Origin of the sequence: Phyllobacterium chamaecytisi (genome assembly GCF_020164455.1) — a bacterium.
In the GTDB taxonomy this organism is placed as follows: domain Bacteria; phylum Pseudomonadota; class Alphaproteobacteria; order Rhizobiales; family Rhizobiaceae; genus Phyllobacterium; species Phyllobacterium chamaecytisi.
Map to the genome: position 1 here is coordinate 51499 of NZ_JAIQWW010000002.1, position 22028 is coordinate 73526.

22 protein-coding genes are annotated in these 22028 nt (G+C 58.6%); 18 read left to right on the forward strand and 4 right to left on the reverse strand.

Annotated elements, in window-relative coordinates; genetic code table 11:
* Positions 1 to 33 precede the first annotated feature (33 nt).
* Genes pcaF through LB462_RS04000 form a run of 3 tightly spaced genes read right to left on the reverse strand, consistent with a single transcriptional unit; the run spans position 34 to position 2884 of the window.
* Positions 34 to 1239 carry a 3-oxoadipyl-CoA thiolase gene (pcaF, locus tag LB462_RS03990; protein ID WP_224506079.1) on the reverse strand — a complete coding sequence of 402 codons (1206 nt, stop codon included), beginning with the start codon at positions 1237 to 1239 and terminating at the stop codon, positions 34 to 36.
* On the reverse strand, positions 1239 to 2012 hold the full coding sequence (locus tag LB462_RS03995) for a CoA-transferase subunit beta (protein WP_224506080.1): 774 nt from the start codon (positions 2010 to 2012) through the stop codon (positions 1239 to 1241). The genes pcaF and LB462_RS03995 overlap by 1 nt, the downstream gene beginning before the upstream one ends.
* 11 nt (positions 2013 to 2023) lie before the next feature.
* Positions 2024 to 2884 carry a CoA transferase subunit A gene (locus LB462_RS04000; protein ID WP_224506081.1) on the reverse strand — a complete coding sequence of 287 codons (861 nt, stop codon included), beginning with the start codon at positions 2882 to 2884 and terminating at the stop codon, positions 2024 to 2026.
* A 123-nt stretch (positions 2885 to 3007) separates the two neighbouring features.
* On the opposite strand from LB462_RS04000, the gene LB462_RS04005 reads away from it, so the two are divergent.
* Positions 3008 to 3763 carry an IclR family transcriptional regulator gene (locus tag LB462_RS04005; protein WP_224506082.1) on the forward strand — a complete coding sequence of 252 codons (756 nt, stop codon included), beginning with the start codon at positions 3008 to 3010 and terminating at the stop codon, positions 3761 to 3763.
* On the opposite strand, the gene pcaQ is transcribed toward LB462_RS04005, so the two are convergent.
* The gene (gene pcaQ, locus LB462_RS04010; protein WP_224506083.1) at positions 3760 to 4683 is read right to left on the reverse strand and encodes a pca operon transcription factor PcaQ; all 924 of its coding nucleotides are present in this window, start codon (positions 4681 to 4683) and stop codon (positions 3760 to 3762) included. The genes LB462_RS04005 and pcaQ overlap by 4 nt on opposite strands.
* A 97-nt stretch (positions 4684 to 4780) precedes the next feature.
* On the opposite strand from pcaQ, the gene pcaD reads away from it, so the two are divergent.
* From pcaD to cydC, 17 genes are all read left to right on the forward strand, one after another.
* Complete coding sequence (pcaD, locus tag LB462_RS04015) at positions 4781 to 5587, forward strand: 3-oxoadipate enol-lactonase (RefSeq protein ID WP_224506084.1); 807 nt, start codon at positions 4781 to 4783, stop codon at positions 5585 to 5587.
* The gene (gene pcaC, locus LB462_RS04020; RefSeq protein WP_224506085.1) at positions 5584 to 5991 is read left to right on the forward strand and encodes a 4-carboxymuconolactone decarboxylase; all 408 of its coding nucleotides are present in this window, start codon (positions 5584 to 5586) and stop codon (positions 5989 to 5991) included. Before pcaD ends, pcaC begins: the two co-directional genes overlap by 4 nt.
* 13 nt (positions 5992 to 6004) lie before the next feature.
* Positions 6005 to 6745, forward strand: coding sequence for a protocatechuate 3,4-dioxygenase subunit beta (gene pcaH, locus LB462_RS04025; RefSeq protein WP_224506086.1), 741 nt, complete (start codon positions 6005 to 6007; stop codon positions 6743 to 6745).
* Entirely contained in the window at positions 6745 to 7359 is a 615-nt protein-coding gene (gene pcaG, locus LB462_RS04030) for a protocatechuate 3,4-dioxygenase subunit alpha (protein WP_224506087.1), read from the forward strand. Before pcaH ends, pcaG begins: the two co-directional genes overlap by 1 nt.
* 3 nt (positions 7360 to 7362) lie before the next feature.
* Entirely contained in the window at positions 7363 to 8418 is a 1056-nt protein-coding gene (locus LB462_RS04035; protein WP_224506088.1) for a 3-carboxy-cis,cis-muconate cycloisomerase, read from the forward strand.
* A gap of 183 nt (positions 8419 to 8601) precedes the next feature.
* Positions 8602 to 9774: an ABC transporter substrate-binding protein gene (locus LB462_RS04040; RefSeq protein ID WP_224506089.1), complete on the forward strand. Its 1173-nt coding sequence runs from the start codon at positions 8602 to 8604 to the stop codon at positions 9772 to 9774.
* A 21-nt stretch (positions 9775 to 9795) separates the two neighbouring features.
* Positions 9796 to 10659 (forward strand): branched-chain amino acid ABC transporter permease, encoded by an 864-nt coding sequence (locus LB462_RS04045; RefSeq protein ID WP_224506090.1) that lies wholly within the window; start codon positions 9796 to 9798, stop codon positions 10657 to 10659.
* Entirely contained in the window at positions 10656 to 11654 is a 999-nt protein-coding gene (locus tag LB462_RS04050; RefSeq protein WP_224506091.1) for a branched-chain amino acid ABC transporter permease, read from the forward strand. Before LB462_RS04045 ends, LB462_RS04050 begins: the two co-directional genes overlap by 4 nt.
* On the forward strand, positions 11651 to 12412 hold the full coding sequence (locus LB462_RS04055) for an ABC transporter ATP-binding protein (protein WP_224506092.1): 762 nt from the start codon (positions 11651 to 11653) through the stop codon (positions 12410 to 12412). Before LB462_RS04050 ends, LB462_RS04055 begins: the two co-directional genes overlap by 4 nt.
* A complete protein-coding gene (locus tag LB462_RS04060) occupies positions 12390 to 13112 on the forward strand; it encodes an ABC transporter ATP-binding protein (RefSeq protein ID WP_224506093.1) in 723 nt (240 codons plus the stop codon). The genes LB462_RS04055 and LB462_RS04060 overlap by 23 nt, the downstream gene beginning before the upstream one ends.
* 246 nt (positions 13113 to 13358) lie before the next feature.
* Entirely contained in the window at positions 13359 to 14192 is an 834-nt protein-coding gene (gene efeU, locus LB462_RS04065) for an iron uptake transporter permease EfeU (RefSeq protein WP_224506094.1), read from the forward strand.
* Positions 14193 to 14216: 24 nt separating this feature from the next.
* The gene (efeO, locus tag LB462_RS04070; RefSeq protein WP_224506095.1) at positions 14217 to 15404 is read left to right on the forward strand and encodes an iron uptake system protein EfeO; all 1188 of its coding nucleotides are present in this window, start codon (positions 14217 to 14219) and stop codon (positions 15402 to 15404) included.
* A gap of 5 nt (positions 15405 to 15409) precedes the next feature.
* Positions 15410 to 16717: an iron uptake transporter deferrochelatase/peroxidase subunit gene (gene efeB / locus LB462_RS04075; protein WP_224506096.1), complete on the forward strand. Its 1308-nt coding sequence runs from the start codon at positions 15410 to 15412 to the stop codon at positions 16715 to 16717.
* A gap of 11 nt (positions 16718 to 16728) precedes the next feature.
* Entirely contained in the window at positions 16729 to 17556 is an 828-nt protein-coding gene (gene efeO, locus LB462_RS04080; protein ID WP_224506097.1) for an iron uptake system protein EfeO, read from the forward strand.
* Positions 17557 to 17965: 409 nt separating this feature from the next.
* The gene (locus LB462_RS04085; RefSeq protein WP_112531168.1) at positions 17966 to 18538 is read left to right on the forward strand and encodes a GbsR/MarR family transcriptional regulator; all 573 of its coding nucleotides are present in this window, start codon (positions 17966 to 17968) and stop codon (positions 18536 to 18538) included.
* 4 nt (positions 18539 to 18542) lie between these two features.
* Positions 18543 to 20315, forward strand: coding sequence for a thiol reductant ABC exporter subunit CydD (cydD, locus tag LB462_RS04090; RefSeq protein WP_224506098.1), 1773 nt, complete (start codon positions 18543 to 18545; stop codon positions 20313 to 20315).
* Positions 20315 to 22003, forward strand: coding sequence for a thiol reductant ABC exporter subunit CydC (gene cydC, locus LB462_RS04095; RefSeq protein ID WP_224506099.1), 1689 nt, complete (start codon positions 20315 to 20317; stop codon positions 22001 to 22003). The genes cydD and cydC overlap by 1 nt, the downstream gene beginning before the upstream one ends.
* Positions 22004 to 22028 lie beyond the last annotated feature (25 nt).

Consider the following 22028-nt stretch of genomic DNA (forward strand, 5'->3'; position numbering starts at 1 on the left):
TCTGGATTTCGCGAGGTCGGCCAAATCGTCCGATCAAACCCTCTCGAGTGCGACGGCAATCCCTTGCCCAACGCCAATGCACATGGTGGCAAGCGCGCGTTTTGCGCCACGCAGATTGAGTTCCAGCGCGGCGGTGCCTGTGATCCGGGCACCGCTCATGCCAAGTGGATGACCCAGCGCAATGGCGCCGCCATTTGGATTGACGAAGTCTGCATCGTCGGCAATGCCAAGCGCCCGAAGTGTCGCGAGTCCCTGCGAGGCAAAGGCCTCGTTGAGTTCGATGATATCGAAATCTTTCGGCGAAATGCCAAGCCGGGCACAGAGCTTCACCGAGGCTTCGATCGGCCCGACACCCATGATACGGGGCGGTACACCAGCAGTTGCGCCACCGGCGATACGGGCAATCGGGGTCAGGCCATATTTCTTCGCGGCGGCTTCGGAAGCGACGATCAGCGCTGCCGCGCCGTCGTTGACGCCTGACGCATTGCCCGCTGTAACCGACCCGCCTTTACGGAACGGCGTCGGGAGTTTCGCCAGTTGCTCGATTGTGGTTTGGGGACGCGGGTGTTCGTCCCGATCAACAACGATTGCATCGCCTTTTCGCTGCGGGATTGTGACCGGCGTGATTTCACGGGCAAGGCGTCCGTTCGCCATCGCCGCCCCCGTCTTTTGCTGTGATCGCACTGCAAAAGCATCCTGATCTGCACGCGATACATTGAAATCCTCGGCAACGTTCTCGCCAGTCTCTGGCATTGAATCGGCGCCATATTCTTGCTGCATCAGTGGATTCATGAAACGCCAGCCGATCGTCGTGTCATGGATTTCCGCATGGCGCGAGAATGCACTTTCTGCTTTCGGCATTACAAAAGGGGCACGAGACATGGATTCGACGCCGCCGGCGATCGCAAGTTCGATTTCGCCGGCCTTGATCGCACGGGCGGCGGTGATGACGGCATCCATACCCGAGCCGCACAAGCGGTTCATGGTTGTTCCGGGTACGCTCACGGGAAGCCCGGCGAGCAGCAGCGCCATGCGCGCTACATTGCGATTGTCTTCGCCAGCCTGGTTGGCGCAACCGTAAATCACTTCGTCAATGGCTTCCCAATCGACACTTTTATTGCGTTTAATCAGTGCCTTTAACGGAATTGCGCCAAGATCATCGGCGCGAACGGAGGCCAGGGCTCCGCCAAAGCGGCCGATGGGCGTGCGTATATAATCGCAGATGTAAACTTCGGTCATCAGGCGGCCTCATGTGCTTTCTTGGTGCGGGCGTTGATGTCGCGGAGCACGGAGATTTCGGTCGTCGTCGGGACCGGAGTTTCCGCAACTGTCTCGGCAAAACGAACCGGCCAGCCGCAATTCTCTTCGATCGTCGCACGGCTCACACCTGGATGGATCGAAACGACCGTCAATTCCTTGGTTGCGGGGTCGGGCTCGAATATGCACAGATCAGTGATAACGCGTGTCGGACCCTTGGTTTTCATGCCAAGCCGCGCCCGGTGATCGCCGCCCTCCCCATGTCCCATCGACGTGATGAAGTCGAGATGGTTGACAAAACCACGCTTGTTGAGCGCCATGGTTATATAGATCTGGCCGCAATTACTGGCGATTTCGGGTGCGCCGCCACCACCCGGCAGGCGAACTTTCGGCTTGTCATAGTCACCGACGACGGTCGTATTCAGATTGGCGAACCGGTCGATCTGCGCGCCGCCGAGAAAGCCAGTGGTAATGCGTCCGCCCTGCAACCAGTAGCGGAACATCTCAGGGACTGAAACAGTGCACAAGGCGGTATCGCACAATTCACCATCCCCGATCGAAAGGGGCAGAACGTCAGGTTTGGTACCGATCGTGCCGCTTTCGTAGATTAGTGTGATATCCGGCGCGTGGGTAAGCCGCGCAACGTTACATGCTGCCGATGGCGCGCCGATGCCGACGAAACACACGTCATCATTGGTCAAAGCGCGGGCTGCAGCGATCGTCATCATCTCTGTTGGTGTAAATTCAATCGACATGACGATACTCCTTACGCTGCTTTTGCAGAACGCTTGCCGACATGGCGGGCGAAATCTTCGGGCTTTCCGTCACGCACATGCTCCTTGACCCAGGCTGTGAAACTTTCGCGGTCACGGGCGATCTTGTCCCAGGCAATGTAAAAAGCGTTGGAACGCGGATAATAGCCGTGCGCATAGGACGGAAACGCACCACCTGGAACATGAACAACAGAACTGACGGCCCATGTTGGCAGAACCACTGCATTGGGCGACGGCGGATTCAGTTCATCAACGATTTCTTCGACCGTAACGATCGAGCGTTTGGCCGCAAGCACCGCTTCTTTTTGGACGCCGGAGATGCCTTCGATCAGCACATTGCCTTTGCGGTCCGCGCGCTGGGCGTGGATAATGGACACGTCAGGTCGAATCGATGGCACCGCCGCCAGGACTTCGCCAGTGAACGGGCAGGTAATCGATTTGATGTTCGGGTTAACCTTCGCTAGATCCGCACCGTTATAGCCGCGGAGCATGGCGAATGGCAGGTTTGCTGCCCCAGCCTCATAGGCGTTTGCCATGGCGGCGTGCGAATGCTCCTCGATTTCGAGCGGGCGTGGCCATTGGTTCTCGACTGCATCGCGAAAACGGTGCAACGAGCCAACGCCCGGATTGCCACCCCAGGAAAATTTCATACCGCGTGCCGCCCCGACGCCGATCAATTGATCGTAAATCAGGTCTGGCGTCATCCGGATGAGAAAAAGCTCCTTGCGATCCTGCCTGATGATTTCATGGCCAGCCGCATAGGGGATCAGGTGCGTGAACCCTTCCATCGCAATGGAATCGCCGTCTCTGACATTCTCTTCAATCGCTTCGGAAAGCGTGCAAATCCGCGCCACGTTTCTCTCCCTGTCTCGAATTCCTCGTCTTTTGGATTAGTGCTTCAATGGTTCAAAGGTCAAATCTTTTGTGCGTTATTTGATTTTTGTTCGTATATCGCACAAAGCGTGCTAGAGTTTGGTATGCGAGAAACAGACTTCATCAGTGGTTTTGCCAAGGGCCTCTCGGTAATCGAGGCGTTCGACGCGGCAAATCCGCGTCTTTCAATCACCGATATCTCGAGGATTACCGGCCTCGAACGTGCGACCGCCCGGCGTTGTCTCTTGACCTTGGCACAACTCGGCTATGCCGACTATGACGGCAAATTCTTCTCGCTATCGCCGCGAATACTGCGTCTTGGCCATTCCTATCTTACAGCGACTCCCCTGCCCCGCCTGCTGCAGCCTTTTCTCGATCAACTATCCGAAAAGACCGGCGAAAGCGCATCGGCTTCCGTCCTCGATGGTAATGAGATCGTCTATATCGCCCGGGCATCGCATAAGAGGGTAATGTCGATCAATCTCAATCCCGGAAGCCGCCTGCCCGCCTATTGCTCGTCCATGGGGCGAGTCTTGCTCGCCGCGATGAATGAGGGCGATGCGAAGAGTATTCTGGAGAATAGCAACCGTAAGGCGAATACGCCGAATACAAAAACGACTATTGCTGACTTGATGGCTGAGTTGCAACTGATACGCGAGCAGGGATATGCCGTCATCGATCAGGAATTGGAGATCGGTCTCTGTTCGATTGCCATCCCGGTGCGCAATATGCGGGGTACCACCATTGCGGCACTTAACGTCGGTGCACAGGCGCCGAGGGTTACAGTTGATGAAATGGTTGCAACCTATCTGCCGGTTATGCAGTCAACTCGCGATACGTTGGCGGGCCTGCTGGTCTAGTTTGGTGACCCTTCAGTTGCTGCCTCGCGGATCGTCTGCATCAAGATCATCAGTGGCAGGGACGGCGTTATGTCAGCACGCATCGTGAGACCTACCGGTCCGCGCGTTTCGCTTGTGTCTATGGGTAAAAGCGCCAAACTCCCATCGTCAACATCATTGGCGACGACGCCCGATGAGATGATCCAAACAGCATTGCTGGAGCGAACAAAGGCGCGGCCGAACGCGTCGGATACCGTCTCGATCTGGGTAGGCAGGGTGGCTACCCCATTGGCGATGAGAAAGCGGTCGACGAAGGGCCGAATGATCGATGCCCTGGTTGGCATGAGAATGGGAAAATCGGCAAGAAGCGAAAAAATATCCTCTTGTGAGTTCAAGAGCGGATGGCTGGCGCTGACGGCGAAAACCACCTGCTCGGAATAGAGATGTTCGAAGGAGAACCCCGTCATTTTCTCTGGAGCGGCAAGGCGGCCAACAACAAGATCGAGATCACCAAGCCGAAGCTGCTCCAGCAGGACCGCGTTTTCGCCCGTAACAATCTTGATGCGACTTTGCGTTTCCTCTTGCAGAAACAAGCTGATGGCATGCGGCATCACGCGGGTGGACACAGTCGGCAAAGCGCCAATGCGGATGGGGACACCCTCCCCCGACCGTTCATTGGAAACGGAATCAATGCCTTGGCGCAATGCCGTGATGGCGGCGCCGGCATGGCGCAGGAACACCTCGCCATAACGCGTGATCCTGATGCCGCGGCCGTCACGTTCAAATACGGCAACGCCAAGCTCGTTTTCCATTTCACGGATTGTTTTGGTGACAGCCGGTTGACTGATATGAAGGATTGCTGCCGCCTTCATCACGCTCTTCTGACGCGCGACTTCCAGAAAAGTTTGAAGATGGCGAAACTTGATGCGACTATCGATCATGGCATTTCATAACCCATCAGTTAAGAGAATGCGATAGAATATGATTTTACCTAACCATACGGATAATCCATGATGGTTTATTGAATGGGAGGCTTCTGTGCAATTCGTTTCTAGCAACGGCGTAACACTGCACTATCAATTGATCGGCGCACCGGAAGGCAAGCCCGTGTTGGTCTTTGCCAATTCGCTTGGCACCGACTTCCGTATCTGGCGCGATGTAATCCTTCGCCTTGTCGGCGATTTCGCCATCGTGACATATGACATGCGCGGACATGGTCTTTCGGATATTGGTACGACACCCTACTCCATCGACGATCATACCGCTGACCTTGCAGGTCTCCTTGATTATCTTGAGGTCAGGAACGCGATTGTCTGCGGCCTGTCGGTTGGCGGGCTGGTGGCACAAGGACTTCATGCGACGCGGCCGGATCTGGTGCGTGCACTTGTCCTTTGCGATACCGCCCATAAGATCGGCTCGGCGGAAATGTGGGCTGCGCGCATCGCGGCGCTTGAGCAAGGGGGCATTGAAGCCATTGCGGATGGGGTGCTCGAAAAATGGTTCACTCCTCCCTTCCACAAGCAGCGTCGCGACGAACTTGCCGGATATCGCAATATGCTGACCCGCCAGGCCATCGGAGGGTATATCGGGACGTGTGCCGCGTTGCGCGATGCCGATTTTACAACCGAAGCCTCGCGTATCGCGGTCCCGACCATTTGCATCGTCGGGGATCAGGATGGGTCGACGCCACCGGAAGTTGTGCTTTCGCTGGCAAAGCTCATTCCGCGCGCTCGTTACGAGGTGATCAAGGATGCCGGACATATCCCCTGCGTGGAGCAACCGGAAGCGCTGACGGCGGTGATACGAGCGTTCATCGACGAGTTCCAACTTGGAGAAAGAGCATGACGTCTACAGACGTTCCTTCCCATCGCTATGCTGAAGGCATGAAAACACGTCGGATTGTCCTCGGCGATGCGCATGTCGATCGTGCCGAGGCAAACAAGACAGACTTTGACGAACCATTTCAAGAGCTTATCACTGAAGCTGCTTGGGGCCATGTCTGGTCGCGGCCAGGCTGGACGAAGCGGCAGCGCTCGATTGTGACCATCGCGCTGTTGGCAGCATTGGGCCAGGACGAGGAACTGGTCATGCATATCAAGGCGACGGCGAACACTGGCGCGACCCAGGATGATATTTGCGAGGCGTTTCTGCACGTTGCAATCTATGCGGGCGTTCCGGCGGCCAACCATGCGATTAAACTGGCGACGCAGGTCTATAAAGACCTCGCTGCGGCCGAAAAGACAGCCTGACGGGAGGCTCACAATGTCCAACAGGAAGCCGGAGACCGGCGCATTCTTTCAGCGGGACAGGCAGTGGCATCCGCCGGCCTATACGCCAGAGTACAAGACGAGCGTCGTGCGTTCGCCGCAGAGAGCGTTGATTTCATTCGATAATACACTCTCGGAGATCACCGGGCCGGTGTTCGGCCATGCGATGCTGGGCGAGCTCGATGCCGATCTTATCTACAATTATGCGAAGCCAGGCGAGAGCGCGATCGGGCAGCGCATTATTGTTCACGGCAGAGTTGTAGACGAGCGCGGCAAGGGTGTTGCGGGTGCACTCCTGGAATTCTGGCAGGCCAATGCTGGCGGACGCTATCGGCACAAGCGCGAGGGATATCTTGCGGCGCTCGATCCCAATTTTGGCGGGTGCGGCCGGACGATCACAGACGAGGACGGTTACTACCGTTTTCGCACGGTCAAGCCGGGCGCATATCCTTGGCCGAACGGTGTGAATGACTGGCGCCCGGCGCATATCCACTTCTCGGTGTTCGGCCATGGTTTCGCGCAGAGGTTGATTACCCAGATGTATTTCGAGGGCGATCCGATGATCTGGAACTGCCCGATCGTCAAATCCATTCCGGACAAGGCAGCGATAGAACAGCTCATCGCGGCGCTCGATATGAACAACACCATTCCGATGGATGCACGCGCCTATAAATTTGACATCGTGTTGCGCGGCCGCCGCTCAACCCTGTTCGAGAATCGCATGGAGGGCAACTGATGGTGCAACAATTGGGCTACCTGAAGGAAACGCCATCACAGACGGCCGGACCTTACGTCCACATCGGCTGCACGCCGAATTTCTGTGAGATTACAGGCGTTTACGAGAACGATCTTGGCATCTCCATGGTCAATGACAAGACGTTGGGCGAGCGAATTACCCTGCGTGGACGGGTTTTCGACGGCACCGGAACGCCATTGCGTGACGCCTTGCTTGAAATATGGCAGGCCGACAGCAAGGGGCTCTACAACAGTCCATCCGAGTTGCGCGGCACCGCCGATCCCAATTTTACCGGGTGGGGACGCTGTCCAACGGACATGGAAACGGCCGAATATCGCTTCGAAACCGTGAAACCGGGACAGGTTCCCTTCAAGGACGGGCGTCTGATGGCGCCGCATGTCACGGTCTGGATCGTGGCGCGGGGGATCAACATAGGGTTGCAGACGCGGATCTATTTCGACGACGAGAAAGAGGCGAACGACAAAGACCCGATCCTGCAACGCATCGAGCATCGCAATCGCGTCCCGACGCTGATCGCGAAGCGCGATGGGTCGAGCTATGTCTTTGATATCTATCTGCAAGGCGACAAGGAAACCATCTTTTTCGATGTATAGGCGATGAGTATTTCTCCTTTCGATCATCCGTTTTTGTCCGGTTTGATCGGTGATGAAGAGGCAGCGCAATGGTTCTCGGCGGAGAGCGATATTGCGGCAATGCTTCAGTTCGAAATCGCTTTGGCCGAGGCGCAAGCTGCCGAAAATATTATAGAAAGTGCGGCCGCAGAGGCCATCGAGAAGGCGTGCCAGGCTTTCGTACCCGACATGGCGGCGCTCAAATCGGCGGTTGCATCGGATGGTGTCGTCATCCCGGAACTTATCCGGCAATTGCGCGAGATTGTTCCGCAGGAGCATCGCGCTTGCCTGCATCTTGGTGCGACCAGTCAGGACGTCATCGATACGAGCCTGATGATCCGGCTGAACCCGGTAATGAAACGCCTCGAAACCGGATTGTCCGATATTATCGCCGATCTGGATCAACTTGAAAAGATGTTTGGGAACAATGGCTTGATGGGGCACACCCGCATGCAGGCGGCCATCCCGATAACAGTCAGAGACCGTATCGAATCCTGGCGCGGGCCGCTGCTGCGTCACCGCAAGCGCCTCGATATATTGAAGCTCGATTTCCCGGTGATCCAGTTCGGCGGAGCAGCAGGAACGCTGGAGAAACTGGGGGATAAAGGACCAGCGGTTCGCAAGCGAATGGCGGCGTTACTCGGCCTTTACGATGCGCCGCAATGGCACAGTCAGCGCGACATTATCGTTGAATTTGCTGACTTTTTATCGCTGATTTCCGGTTCGCTTGGCAAAATCGGCCAGGACATCGCGCTTCTCGCACAAGGTTCGACGGAGCTCAAATTGAGCGGTGGCGGCAAATCATCGGCGATGCCGCACAAGCAAAATCCGGTCCTTGCTGAACTTCTGGTTGTGCTCGCCCGTTACAATGCCACGCAGGTTTCCGGCATGCACCACGCCTTGGTTCACGAGCAGGAACGCTCAGGCGCCGCATGGACTTTGGAGTGGATGATATTGCCATCCATGGTTGCAACGACGACGACCGCGCTGCGTTCGGCCAGCACGTTGCTCGGTTCGATTGAGAGCTTTGGCAAGGCGTGATTTCAACCACACGCAACTAAAATGCAATTGCGGGTGGAAAATCTTGCGCCAGAATCGACATTTCTTGCATAGGAATCGCCCGGTCTTGTATGAGAATCGTATCTTTTCGTTTCATTCCTGCTTCGGAAACCGCGGGTCGTGTGCAATGTTCTGAAAAAGCCGTTTTCGATTGAGGGAGGAACCATGAAAAAGCTCATTCTGGCCGTCGCCGCATCAATTTTGATGAGTGCAAGTGCCTATGCCGAAGTCATCAAGATTGGCGTTGTCGGTCCCTTCTCGGGACCATTCGCAATACAGGGCAAAAATTTCAAGGCTGGCATCGATGCCTACATTGCAACCCACGGTGACAAGGTCGGCGAGAACACGATTGAAATCCTCTACCGGGATGTGCCACAGGCCGACCCGGCCCAGTCGAAAGCATTGGCGCAGGAACTGGTGGTCAAGGAAGGCGTGCAATATCTTGCCGGCTTCTATTTCACCCCGGACGCCATGGCGGTCACGCCGCTGCTCAAGCAGGCGAATGTTCCGATGGTCATCATGAACGCGGCGACGTCGGCCATCGTCACCAAGAGCCCGCTGGTTGTCCGCACTTCGTTCACCACATGGCAGACCTCTGCGCCGATGGCGAAGATCGCGCGCGAGCGCGGTGTGGAGAAAGCAATTACAGTCGTCAGCGATTACGGCCCGGGTGTCGATGCGGAGAACGCGTTCAAGACGACGTTCGAGAAAGAAGGCGGCAAGGTTGTCGAATCCATCCGCATGCCGCTGTCGACCAATGATTTCAGCCCGGTGATGCAGCGGGTGCGCAACTCCGGGGCACAGGCGGTTTTTGCCTTCCTGCCGTCGGGTCCAACCACGCTCGGTTTCGTCAAGGCCTATAACGAGAACGGTCTGAAGCAGGCCGGCATCCAGTTTCTCGCGCCGGGCGACCTGACACAGGAATCCGATCTGCCGGCGATTGGCGATGCGGGCCTCGGCATCCTGACGACGTTCCATTATTCGCTGGCGCATAATTCGCCGGAGAACAAGGCATTTGTCGCCGCGGCCCAAAAAGCAATCGGCAACCCGGCCGAACTCTCTTTCCCTTCGGTCGGCGCCTATGATGGCATGTATGTCATCAGCAAGATGATCGAGGCGACCGGCGGCAAGCAGGATGCACAGAAGGCGGTCGATGCCGTGAAAGGCCTCACCTGGGAAAGCCCGCGCGGTCCGGTCTCGATCGATCCGGAAACGCGCCACATCACCCAGAACATCTATCTGCGTGAAGTATCGAAGGGTGCCGACGGCGTCTACTTCAACAAGGAAATCAAGACGTTTGAGAAGCAGCCGGATCCGGGATTGGCGGCTGCAAAGTAGTCCCAAAACCGGAATGATCTGATGCAGACGTTCTTCAGCATTGGCGTCGATGCCCTGGCCTACGGGATGATCCTGTTCGTCATCTCGATTGGCCTGTCGGTGACCATGGGCCTGATGCGGGTGATCAACCTCGCCCACGGCGCATTCGCCATGATCGGCGGCTATATCGCTTCCTATGCGGCGCGCGATCTCGGGCTTGCCTATGGCCTGGCGATCGCGATTGCCGTGCTTGGCACGATCATCATTGCCGTTCCCCTGGAACGTTTTCTCTACCGGCGGATTTACGGCGCACCGGAGCTGACGCAGGTGCTGATGACCATCGGCATCACCTTTTGCGTGATCGGCCTCGCCAATTACGTGTTCGGTCCGACGCTGAAGACGATCCCCCTCCCCGCGGGACTGCAGGGTCCCGTCGATATCGGTTTCCGTACTATCGCGGCGCACAAGCTCTTTGCCATCGGCTGCGGTGTGGTTGTCGCGTTGGCGCTTTGGTATCTGATCGAGCGCACATCCTTCGGTGTCAAACTGCGTGCCTCGGTGGACAATACGGCGATGGCGGCGGCGCTCGGCGTTCGCACCAAGATCGTCTATGCAGCAAGTTTCGCGCTTGCTGTTGGGCTTGCAGCCTTTGGCGGGGTGATCGGTGCGGAACTGCTGCCGGTCGAACCCTATTACGCTCTGCGCTACATGGTGACGTTTCTTGTCGTCGTTTCGGTCGGCGGTGCGGGCTCCATCCCCGGCGCGCTGATCGCCTGCCTGTTGCTCGGCGCCATCGATACGACGGGGCGCTACCTCGTGCCCGAATATGGCGAGTTCTTCTTCTATCTCGCGGTGATAGCTATCGTCTGGGTGTTCCCACGCGGTCTGATGGGAAGAGCCAAATGAGCGCCGGGGTATCTGTCACGGCGATGCCTGCCCAAAACAGGGGCTGGCAGCGCGATCTCATTGGCATCGCCGTCATCCTGATTGCGGCCATGGCCGGATACTTCCTGTTTCCCGACAATCTGGCGCTGCTGACGCGCATGATCGCGATCATGCTTCTCGTCCTGTCGCTCGATCTGGTGACCGGATATTGCGGCGTTGCGACGCTCGGTCATGCCGCACTTTTCGGCAGCGGCGCCTATGCGGCAGGTATCGCAGCGGCGCATTTCGGGATCACCGAACCGATCACCATGATCGCCATCGGCGCAGTTGGCGGTGCTTTGGCAGGGTTGATTTCGGGCATCGTCATCCTGCGTGGACACGGCCTCGCCCAACTCGTGTTGTCCATCGCCATCATCCACTTGTTTCACGAGGCGGCCAACAAGGCATCGCAATATACGGGGGGTAGCGATGGGCTTTCGGGCATCTCGCCCGATCCCATCCTCGGCGTCTTCGAGTTCGATCTCTGGGGCCGCACGGCCTATGTCTTTGGCATCGTCCTGCTCCTCCTTGTATTCATACTGCTGCGCATTCTGGTTCGGTCACCCTTCGGCATGCTTTGCCGGGGTATCCGGCAGGATCCTATTCGGGTCAGCGCGATGGGCGCCTCGGTCAAGCTCACCCTGATCAAGATGTATGTGATCTCGGGGTTGGTCGCGGGTGTCGGCGGCGCCTTCAATGCGGTATCGACACAGGTCGTCGGCCTCGACAGCCTGAGCTTCACCAATTCCGCCGAAGCGCTCGTCATGCTGGTTCTCGGTGGCGTGGGCTCGCTTTACGGAGCGCTGATCGGCACGATAGCTTTTGTCTGGATCGAAGATCTGGTCTCTGCCGCCAACCCGTTCCATTGGCTGACGATCGTCGGCGCACTGCTGATTGCCGTGGTGCTGTTTGCGCCCAAGGGCCTTTATGGCACGGCCGCGACCCTCGTTGAACGATACAGGCGAGGCGGCAAATGACTGCACTCTTCGAGGTCGATCATCTCCAGAAGGCCTTCGGCGGGCTGAACGTCACGCGCGATGTCTCGCTGGCGCTGGGCAAGGGTGATCGCGTGGCGCTGATCGGCCCGAACGGCGCCGGAAAAACCACCTTCGTCAATCTGGTAACCGGCCATTTGCGTCCGGACTCCGGACAGGTGCTGATGGGCGGCGAAGACATTTCGAGATTCAATCCGATGAGGCGTGTGCGAGCCGGGCTGGTTCGCTCATTTCAGGTGACACGGCTTTTTGCCGAGATGACCCCGGAAGAGCATGTCGCGCTGGCGATCCTGCAGCGGCAAGGCAAGTCCGGCCGGATGGCTGGTTCCTTTCAGGCCATGCCGGACGTGATGCGTGAAACATATGAAATTCTCGAGACGCTCAATCTGACAGCACTCGGACGGGTTCCGGTCAGCGAGATCGCCTATGGGCAACAGCGCCTTTTGGAAATTGCGCTGGCGCTGGCGCTGCGGCCGAAGGTGCTGTTGCTCGATGAACCGGCGGCGGGCGTGCCGCACAGCGATACGTTCCTGATCGAGAATGCATTGGCGCAACTGCCGGCCGATCTCGCGGTGCTGATGATCGACCATGACATGGATCTGGTTTTTCGGTTTGCCAAGAGGGTGATCGTGCTGGCGGCGGGTGAAATCATCTTCGACGGACTGCCTGTCGATGCGACGAATGACGTGCGGGTACGCGAGGCCTATCTCGGAGGGTATGCCAATGGCAGCGCGGCTTGAAGTCAAAGGTCTGAGCGCGGGCTATGGTCCGACCCGGGTGCTGGAGAATATTTCCTTTGTAGCCGAGGCTGGTGCGCGCATCGCGGTGCTTGGGCGAAACGGCGTCGGCAAGACGACATTGTTTGCAACGCTTGCGGGGCAGACACGGCGCTATGACGGCACGATCAAACTCGGCGATGCGGACCTTACCCACATGGAGAGCTCCGCCCGGGCCTGGAGCGGGCTTGGCTTCGTACCGCAATCACGCAGTATCTTTCCATCGCTGACTGTCGAAGAGAACCTCTTCGTCGGGTTGAAGGGAAGGCCGCGTAGTGCGTTGCAGGAGGCCTACGACATGTTCCCGCGTCTCTACGAGCGGCGGGCGAATTCCGGGGCAAAGCTTTCCGGCGGTGAACAGCAGATGCTCTCGACCGCCCGTACCATTCTCGGCAAGCCGACTGTGCTGCTGCTCGATGAACCTTTGGAAGGGCTGGCGCCCGTCATATGCGAGGAACTGATGGCGGCGTTTTCGCAACTCGCGTCGAGCGGCGAGATGACTATCCTGCTCGTCGAGCAGCGTATCCAGAGCGCTCTCGATTTTGCCGAACGGGTGATCATTCTCGAACGCGGCCGCATCGTATGGGATGGTTCCTCGGAGCAACTGGCGGGTGATCGCGACACGGTCGATCAATTGCTTGGCGTGGCGAGCGTTCCGCGTTGATTTCGCCTCCACCGGAGGAATTGTGGAAAGAATGTGGCGGCGCAGGGGGCCTTCTCGACATTAGGTTGCATTCGATTGTGGATTGAAACAATCAACATATTGGAATAATTGACAAATTTCCTCCGGTTATTCCTTAGAATTCTTCTAATATATTGTTATTGCTTCGTTTTTCGCGACAGTCTATGACTCCCGCGGCGCCAAAGCGCGTCTCGAAGAGACGTCAAGGGTTGGCCGAGGGTCTGATCTATGCTGGTTCCATTCCTGATAATGCTGCGTGAGGGCATCGAGGCGGCCCTGATCGTGGGCATTGTCGCGAGTTATCTGAAGCAGACCGGTCGAGGCGAATGGATGCCGGCGGTTTGGGTCGGGATTCTGCTTGCCATTGCGCTTTCGCTCTTCGTGGGCGCCGGGCTGCAGATGGTCAGCGCCGAGTTCCCCCAGAAGGCACAGGAATTCTTCGAGGCCATTGTCGGGCTGATTGCCGTCATCGTCTTGTCGTCGATGGTATTCTGGATGCGCAAGGCCGCGCGCTCGATCAAATCCGACCTCCACCATTCGATCGACTCGGCGTTTTCGCATTCGACAGGACAGGCCCCTGCGCTGATTGCCATGGTGTTCTTCGCCGTGGCCCGCGAAGGGCTCGAATCGGTATTCTTCCTGCTCGCCATTTTCCAGCAGAGCACCAACAGCGATGCGCCGCTTGGCGCGCTTCTCGGCATTCTGGTGTCGATCGTGCTTGGCTACGGCATCTATATGGGCGGTATCCGCCTCAATCTGCGCCGGTTCTTCTTCTGGACGGGTCTTTTCATACTGGTGGTCGCTGCCGGGATATTGGCGGGCACATTGCGCCATTTCCACGAGGCGGGTGTCTGGAACAGTCTCCAGACGATTGTCATCGACCTGAGCGGCATCCTGCCGGTCAGCAGCCCATTGGGTACGTTGCTCTCCGGAATGTTCGGCTATCAGGACATGCCGACGCTGGGCGAAGTCATCATTTATGTCGCCTTCCTATCCATCAGCATCTTCATGTTCCTGCGTCCAGCGGGCAGTCGTACAGCTGCCGCCCAACCTTCCCATTGATCGCCACCCCGAAAGAAATTTTATATGACGCAAACCGCCGGCTCCAGTTCTCCCCGCCCTTCATCGCAAAAGCTGATGAAGCTGGCGGTTGCCGGGGCCGCCCTTCTCGTCGTCGCAGGCGGCGTGGCCTTCTACTATGCCTCGAAAGGGTTGAAATCGGCGGCGTCAGGGGCAATTACCGTCACGATCAATGACAGCGCCTGCGATCCCAACGAGATTACGGTTCCGGCCGGGCGTTCGACATTCACCATCGTCAACAAATCCAACCGCGCGCTTGAGTGGGAAATCCTCGACGGCGTGATGGTTCTGGAAGAGCGCGAGAATATCGTGCCGGGCTTTACCCAGACGATGCAGGCAAAACTCAAGGCCGGAACCTACGAGATTACCTGCGGTCTGCTCAACAATCCGCGCGGAACCTTGCACGTCACGCCATCGGCCGAGTCCGAAGCGGAGGCTGCGCGGCCGGCGCTGGTATCGTTTATCGGTCCGCTGGCCGAATTCCAGGTGTTCATGGCGATGCAGGCGAATTCGCTGGTGAAGGCCACGAAGGCGCTCGATGACGCGGTCAAGGCCGGCGACCTCGAAAAGGCGCGCGAATCCTATCAGAAGGCGCGTGCTCCCTATAAGCAGATTGAACCGATGGCCGACCTCTTTGCCGATCTGCACAATGCCATCGATCCGGTGGCGGACTACCTGGAAAAGCGCGAGGAGGACCCGGGTTTCACCGGCTTCCATCGCGTGGAATTTGGTCTTTACGCCAAGAACAGCCTTGACGGGCTGGCGCCAGTCTCAGCGAAGCTACTGGCTGATGTGACGGCGCTGAAGGGCCGGATACGCGGGTTGCGCATTCCGCCCGAGCAGATCGCCAAGGGCGCGGGGCGGCTTGTCGGGCAGATTGCCGATACGAAGATCACGGCAGGTGAAGATCACTACGCGCAGACCGATCTTGCCGATTTCGAGGCCAATATTGCCGGGGTTTCGCGGATGATGGCCCTGCTGAAGCCGGTTGCGGTGCAGGCTGCGCCACAGGTGGTGGCTGATATCGACAGCCGCCTGACAGATACCAACAGCGCGTTGACTGCACTCAAGGGCCCGGACGGCTATCCGGCCTACGACAAGGTGAACGCGGATAGCCGCAAGGCACTGGCGCAGAAGATGCAAGGGCTGGCCGAGGCGATCGGCAAGCTCAATGCGGCCGTAGGACTGGAGTAACGGCGATGACAACCAACGACAACAAACTGGTGACAACACGGCGCAACGTGCTTTTCGGTGTCGGTGCCGCGGGCAGTGCATTGGCCACCGGATTGACCACGGCACGCGCGGCGGAAAAGCAGGGCGGACAGGTCACCGATGCGCCGGTCAGCGACAAGACGCAGGAGCGCCAGTCATTTTATGGTCTGCACCAGGCGGGCATTGTCACACCGCGCCCGGCGGCGGGCATGATCGCCTCGTTTCACGTTTTGGCGGAAACGCCGGCAGACGTGGAGCGGCTGTTCCGGACGCTATCGAGCCGCATCGCTTTCCTCATGCAAGGCGGTACGCCGCCAGAGCTGGACGACAAGCTGCCGCCGGCGGATTCGGGACTGCTGGGGCCGGTGGTTCCGCCGGACAATCTGACCATCACGGTTTCGCTCGGTTCATCGTTCTTCGACGACCGCGATTGGCTGGCGCCGCACAAACCGGCGCGTCTTTCGCGCATGAAGGCCTTCCGCAACGATGCGCTGGATGCCGACCTGTGCCACGGCGACCTGGCGTTGCAGATCAGCTCGAACACGCCGGATACGAACATTCACGCCTTGCGCGACGTCCTGAAAAACCTGCCGGATCTGATGGTGCTTCGCTGGAAACAGGAAGGCTCGGTGCCTGTCCTGCCGCCGAAACCGGACGGAGCCCACGAAAGCGCGCGCAATTTCCTCGGTTTCCGCGACGGTTCGGCCAATCCCGATGCCAATAATGCTGCGCTGATGGACAAGATCGTCTGGGTGCCGGAGACCGGGACCGAGCCTGAATGGACGCGCGGCGGCTCCTATCAGGCCGTGCGCATCATCCGCAATTTCGTCGAACGCTGGGACCGCACACCGCTCGGCGAGCAGGAGCGCATCATTGGCCGCAAGAAGGCGACGGGCGCACCGCATGGCGGCGGAAATACCGAGCATGATGTGCCTGACTATTCCAAGGATCCGGAAGGGACGGTAACGCCGCTCGACGCGCATATAAGGCTCGCCAATTTCCGCACGAAGGCTTCCGAAGCAAACCTCATTCTTCGCCGCCCGTTCAACTATTCGAACGGAGTGAGCAAATCCGGCCAGCTCGAACAGGGGCTCTTGTTCATCTGCTATCAGGCGGATCTGGAGAAGGGCTTCATCACGGTGCAGCGCCAGCTCGATGGGGAACCGCTCGAGGAATACATCAAGCCGATTGGCGGCGGCTTTTTCTTCACGCCACCCGGCCCGCAGGACGAAAGCGATTTTGTCGGCCGGACATTATTGCAAGCGGCGGGTCACGACGTGGTCCGCAAATCTTAAGGGGACTAAGGATGAAACTCAAACTTGTACTGTCTGTCAGCCTGTTGACACTTTCAGCCGCAGCTTTGCCGCGAATGGCAAATGCCGAGGTTGCACCGCTCGATCTCGTTCAACCAATTGCCGACTACAAGATCTACGTGTCGGAAAACCTTGAAACACTCGTGACCGACACCAAGGCATTCACGGATGCGGTCAAGGCAGGCGATGTGGACAAGGCCAAGTCGCTCTTCGGTTCGACGCGCATGAGCTACGAAGCGATCGAGCCGATCGCAGAGTTGTTCAGCGATCTCGATGGTTCGATCGATTCGCGCGCCGACGACCACGAAAAGGCGGAGAAGGATCCGGAGTTCACTGGTTTCCATCGTATCGAATACGGCCTCTTCACCGAGAACAGCACCAAGGACCTCGGACCATTTGCCGACAAGCTGATGGCCGACGTGACCGAGCTCAACAAGCGGATCACCGATTTGACCCTGCCACCCGAGAAGGTTGTCGGGGGTGCGGCCGCGCTGATGGAAGAAGTTGCGGCGACCAAGATTTCCGGTGAAGAAGACCGCTACAGCCATACCGATCTTTGGGACTTCAAGGCGAACTTCGATGGTTCGCGCAAGATTTTCGACCTGGTGCGTCCGCTGGTCGAAAAGGAAGACAGCGCTTTCGTGACCAAGGTATCGGGCAATTTCGACAAGGTCGATACGACATTGGCCAAGTACAAGACGGCTGACGGCTATGAGCTCTATGACAAGCTCACCGAAGATGACCGCGCCGTGCTGGCTGCCGCCGTCAACACGCTTGCCGAAGACCTGTCGACCTTGCGTGGGAAGCTGGGTCTGAACTAAGCCTTTTGATTTCTTCAGCCTGATGGGCATCTGCGCCATCTTGTAAACCGGCTCGATCAACTGATCGGGCCGGTTTTTTAATTGGGTTGCTGGGTTGCAATTGGGCTCCAAGGGTGCCGCGTCTTACCCTCCCCCTTGTGGGGAGGGAGGCTGCGCAGCAGCAGGGAGGGGGTTTTTTTGACGTTGGATCCATTAAGGCTGACGGCGACCAAATATGTAAAAAGTTCCCCTCCCCGTCGCTTCGCTCCTGCCCTCCCCACAAGGGGGAGGGTAAGAAGCGGCGGCGGTTCGCAGAGCCTCCCCTCCTCCTTTCCTGTGGTATCCAAAACCTGCCCCTTGCCAATTTACGATTTATTAAATATCGTAATTTCAGTAATTACTGAAATGACAGTTGCAACGGGATAAGCCGATGAATCTACCGCCCCTCGTTCAGTCCTTCGTTCTGCACTTTGGCGAGATGGGAAGCCGGTGGGGAATCAACCGCACCGTCGGCCAGATCTATGCACTGCTCTATGTCTCGCCTGATCCCCTCAATGCCGAACAGATCGTCGACGCGTTGGGAATCTCCCGCTCGAATGTGTCGATGAGCTTGCGTGAATTGCAGGCGTGGAACCTCGTCCTGCTCAAACATCTTCCCGATGACCGCCGCGATTTCTTCACAACGCCGGACGATGTCTGGCAGATTTTGCGCACACTTGCGGAGGAACGAAAGAAGCGCGAAGTCGATCCAACCTTGTCCGTTTTGCGCGAAATCCTGATGCAGCAGCCGGCCAGCGATGCAGAACGCCACGCGCAGGCGAGGATGGGTGAGATGCACAGTCTCATCGAGCAACTGACCAATTGGTACGACGACGTCAAGAAGCTCGAGACGGACCGCTTGGCGACCCTATTGACGCTGGGTGCGAAAGTCACAAGACTGCTGGAGGCGAAGGACAAGATCGTATCCCTCGGCAGGTCGAAGCGTTCTCCCGAGAAGGGTTGAAGTGATGGCACCGGCAGCACATTCGTCCTCGATAACGCTCCGCACGCAGAGTGATTTTGCGGACGACAGTGCAGCGCTGCGGACCGCGTCATCAAATTTGGCGGAGAAATCCGCGAGTTCTCCCGGTGCTGCACGCACCGAGAGGGTGGCACCCATTGTTCTGGTGCTTGCATCTCTGCTGTGGTTACCGCAGGCTTTTCTCCTCGCCACGGGTGTGGGTGGCATCGTTGCCGGCAAAGGAATGGCGAATATCCACTGGCTGGTTCTTGGCGTCATTGCGATTGGCGTGTTCCGGGCACTGCTCGATGCGGTTGGAAGCCGGCTTGCTTTTCGCGCCGCCCGCGCTGTGTTGTCCACGAAACGCGAAAAAGCTGTGGCGGCGCTGGCCTGGCGCTCACCGCTCGATATGAATCGACCCGCTTCCGGTTTCGCTGCGAGTGTGCTGGCCGAGCAGGCAGAGGCCATCGTGCCCTATCTTTCGCGGTTTCGCCCGGCACGGCTGAGGGCCACAATTGTTCCCGTTGCTATCATGCTCTGTGTTCTGCCGTTGTCCTGGACGGTAGCTATAGTCCTGTTAGTTTCCGCTCCTCTGATTCCGGTTTTCATGGCGCTGATCGGCTGGCGTGCCAAAGCGGCGAGCGAGAAACAGCTTGTCGAAATGGGCAGCATGAATGCGTTCCTGCTCGACCGATTGCGTGGACTGGGCACCATTCGCTCACTGGATGCCGTGGATTTGACCGCGCATCGCCTGCGCGACAACGCGCAATCGCTGCGGGTACGCACGATGGCGGTGCTCAAAATAGCGTTTCTATCATCCGCGGTGCTGGAGCTGTTTGCGGCACTGGGTGTTGCCATGGTCGCCGTCTATGTTGGTTTCCATCTGCTCGGCCAGTTGAATTTCGGCGCCTGGGGCGGGCGTCTAAGCCTGACAGAAGGCCTGTTTATTCTTTTGCTTGCACCGGCTTTCTTCGAGCCGCTGCGTGAGTTGTGCTCGGTCTGGCACGACCGGGCTGCGGGTGGGGCTGCAATCGAGGCCCTGGACAGGCTGTCCGATGATGGCGTTGTCCTGCCGGGTGCCGACGAGGGTGCTAGGCATACAATAGCGATCCATGCGGCAGTTCCGGGCGTTCAGATTGAAGAGATCACATTCCACCACAAGGGCAATAGCTTGGCGGTTTTTGACCAGTTCAGCCTCGATGTTTTGCCGGCTGAGCACATTGCAGTGCTGGGTCCAAGCGGCTCGGGAAAATCCACGCTTCTCGCTTTGATCGCCGGGCTCGCGCCCTACGCAAGCGGGCGGATTGCAATTGGGAACATCCCGCTCACGCCGGCCACGGCGGCAGAGCTTCGGACAGGCATTGCCTGGGTCGGACAGAAGCCTCATATTTTCGCTGGCACGGTTGCGGAGAATGTAGCGCTGGGCCGCCCGGAAATCGGATCCGACGAGATCGGAGCAGCGCTCGGCAAGGCGGCCCTGCAGGACGTGGCCAATGCGCACGCAAACGCGCCGATCGGTGAAGGCGGATCGGGCCTTTCCGGCGGGGAAACCTTAAGGCTTGCTTTGGCGCGTGCGGCCGCCAATCCGGATGCGGGGCTGATCCTCGCAGACGAACCGACCGCTCATCTCGATACGAGTACAGCCAATGAAATCATGGATAGCCTGCTGAGGATCTCTGCTGGCAAGACGCTCATCGTCGCGACACACGATCCTATCCTCGCGAGCCGCATGGACAGGGTAGTGCTCCTGCCGCCAAAAACACCGCAGGAGGGCGTGTAATGGCCCTGTGGAGCGCATTCCGGCCCATTCTGGCGCTATTCCTTGCTGAGCGGCGCGCCGCGCTTCTGGCGGGCGCTCTGCTGGCGGCGACAACAGTGCTCGCCGGTATCGCACTGCTAGGGCTTTCCGGCTGGTTCATTACCGCCACGGCAATAGCGGGGCTCTCGTCAGTCGCGGCGTTCGCTTTCGATGTTTTTGCGCCTGCCGCAGCGATCCGTTTTCTGGCTCTCGCCCGCACTGCCGCTCGCTACGGCGAGCGCTTGACCACGCACGACGCAACACTTGGTGTGCTGGCGGGATTGCGCGTAGAGATTCTCCGCAATTGGGCTCAACCGCAAGCGGCGCAGAGGCTGTTGAAGCGTCCGGCAAGACTGCTGTTTCGCCTGACTGCCGATATCGATGCTCTGGATTCGCTTTATCTGCGTATTCTCGTCCCCGCAGCCGTCGCGCTTTGCACGGCGCTCGCCATTGCTGTCGCTCTCGGGCTCATGCATCCGCTGTTGGGTCTTGCCGCAGGGTCGTGGCTGCTGCTGACCGGGTTCGGTATCCCGCTCGTGGCCGCCCGCTTCGCCGCAAAACCATCGCGCCGCCGCGCTCATGCCCTGGAGAGCCTGCGCTCGCGCACAATCGATCTCGTCGCCGGGCAAATCGATCTGGTCATGGCCGGACGGCTGGACGCCCAGCGGAATGCAGTATTGGCTTCCGACCGTCGCCTGTCACAAACGGATGATGCGCTCAATCGTATCGAGATGTTCGTCACAGCCGGTTTCGGCATAGCCTCGGCACTCCTGCTCGGCGGGACACTTTACGCGGTCGCTTTATTGGCCAGCGGCGGGTTGATCGGTGGACCTGTTGCGGCCCTCGGACTGCTGATCGCGCTGGCGGCACTGGAACCCTTTGCGGGGCTGCGTCGCGGTGCGGTTGAACTCGGGCGTACTGTTCTTGCTGCGAAACGCATCGGACCGAACATCGCCCACCTCCCCTCCCCCGAACCACCGGTTTCGCCACGAGGTGAACTGGCAGTTCAGCTCGAGGATGTCTCCGTCTGCTACGATGGCTCTCCCCGACCCACGCTTCGGGATCTGTCGCTGTCTCTCGTTCGCGGCGAACGCCTCGCGCTTGTGGGTGCGAGCGGTGCCGGCAAGTCCACACTGCTGGCACTGATCGCTGGCGAGATCGCAGCCGAAACAGGCAGCATCGAATGCCTTCCGGCTACCCTTCTGACGCAGAAAACAGAGCTCTTCCAAGACAGTCTGCGTGACAATCTCCGGCTTGCCGATCGAGATGCCGACGATGCGCGTCTTCTCGACGTTCTCGCTGTTGCAGGCCTTGGAGAGTTCGTCGCTGCCCTGCCGGCAGGTCTGGATACCATGCTTGGCGAAGGCGGGTTTGGGATTTCCGGCGGTCAGGCCCGCCGTCTGGCGCTGGCGCGGCTGCTTTTGCGCGACACGCCACTCTGGCTGCTGGATGAGCCCACCGAGGGTCTCGATGGAGACACAGCCCGTGACGTGCTGCAGCGCCTTCAAGCGCAAATGCAGGGCCGTTCCGTCGTCATCGCCACGCATATCAGACGGGAAGCGATGATCGCCGACCGGCTGCTGATTCTCGAACGCGGACGCATTGTCGGCGCGCCGCGGCGGGGAGAACAGGAATTCGACGCTGCCCTCGCCGCGCTGCGGCCGGACTGAGGCAAGTCTGAGGCAGACATTTCAT

Excerpts from the sequence above, each read along its gene's own strand:
- pcaF (WP_224506079.1), bottom strand. The coding sequence starts at position 1,239 with ATGACCGAAGTTTACATCTGCGATTATATACGCACGCCCATCGGCCGC.
- LB462_RS03995 (WP_224506080.1), bottom strand. The coding sequence starts at position 2,012 with ATGTCGATTGAATTTACACCAACAGAGATGATGACGATCGCTGCAGCC.
- LB462_RS04005 (WP_224506082.1), top strand. The coding sequence starts at position 3,008 with ATGCGAGAAACAGACTTCATCAGTGGTTTTGCCAAGGGCCTCTCGGTA.
- pcaQ (WP_224506083.1), bottom strand. The coding sequence starts at position 4,683 with ATGATCGATAGTCGCATCAAGTTTCGCCATCTTCAAACTTTTCTGGAA.
- pcaC (WP_224506085.1), top strand. The coding sequence starts at position 5,584 with ATGACGTCTACAGACGTTCCTTCCCATCGCTATGCTGAAGGCATGAAA.
- pcaH (WP_224506086.1), top strand. The coding sequence starts at position 6,005 with ATGTCCAACAGGAAGCCGGAGACCGGCGCATTCTTTCAGCGGGACAGG.
- pcaG (WP_224506087.1), top strand. The coding sequence starts at position 6,745 with ATGGTGCAACAATTGGGCTACCTGAAGGAAACGCCATCACAGACGGCC.
- LB462_RS04035 (WP_224506088.1), top strand. The coding sequence starts at position 7,363 with ATGAGTATTTCTCCTTTCGATCATCCGTTTTTGTCCGGTTTGATCGGT.
- LB462_RS04040 (WP_224506089.1), top strand. The coding sequence starts at position 8,602 with ATGAAAAAGCTCATTCTGGCCGTCGCCGCATCAATTTTGATGAGTGCA.
- LB462_RS04045 (WP_224506090.1), top strand. The coding sequence starts at position 9,796 with ATGCAGACGTTCTTCAGCATTGGCGTCGATGCCCTGGCCTACGGGATG.
- LB462_RS04050 (WP_224506091.1), top strand. The coding sequence starts at position 10,656 with ATGAGCGCCGGGGTATCTGTCACGGCGATGCCTGCCCAAAACAGGGGC.
- LB462_RS04055 (WP_224506092.1), top strand. The coding sequence starts at position 11,651 with ATGACTGCACTCTTCGAGGTCGATCATCTCCAGAAGGCCTTCGGCGGG.
- LB462_RS04060 (WP_224506093.1), top strand. The coding sequence starts at position 12,390 with ATGCCAATGGCAGCGCGGCTTGAAGTCAAAGGTCTGAGCGCGGGCTAT.
- efeU (WP_224506094.1), top strand. The coding sequence starts at position 13,359 with ATGCTGGTTCCATTCCTGATAATGCTGCGTGAGGGCATCGAGGCGGCC.
- efeO (WP_224506095.1), top strand. The coding sequence starts at position 14,217 with ATGACGCAAACCGCCGGCTCCAGTTCTCCCCGCCCTTCATCGCAAAAG.
- efeB (WP_224506096.1), top strand. The coding sequence starts at position 15,410 with ATGACAACCAACGACAACAAACTGGTGACAACACGGCGCAACGTGCTT.
- efeO (WP_224506097.1), top strand. The coding sequence starts at position 16,729 with ATGAAACTCAAACTTGTACTGTCTGTCAGCCTGTTGACACTTTCAGCC.
- LB462_RS04085 (WP_112531168.1), top strand. The coding sequence starts at position 17,966 with ATGAATCTACCGCCCCTCGTTCAGTCCTTCGTTCTGCACTTTGGCGAG.
- cydD (WP_224506098.1), top strand. The coding sequence starts at position 18,543 with ATGGCACCGGCAGCACATTCGTCCTCGATAACGCTCCGCACGCAGAGT.
- cydC (WP_224506099.1), top strand. The coding sequence starts at position 20,315 with ATGGCCCTGTGGAGCGCATTCCGGCCCATTCTGGCGCTATTCCTTGCT.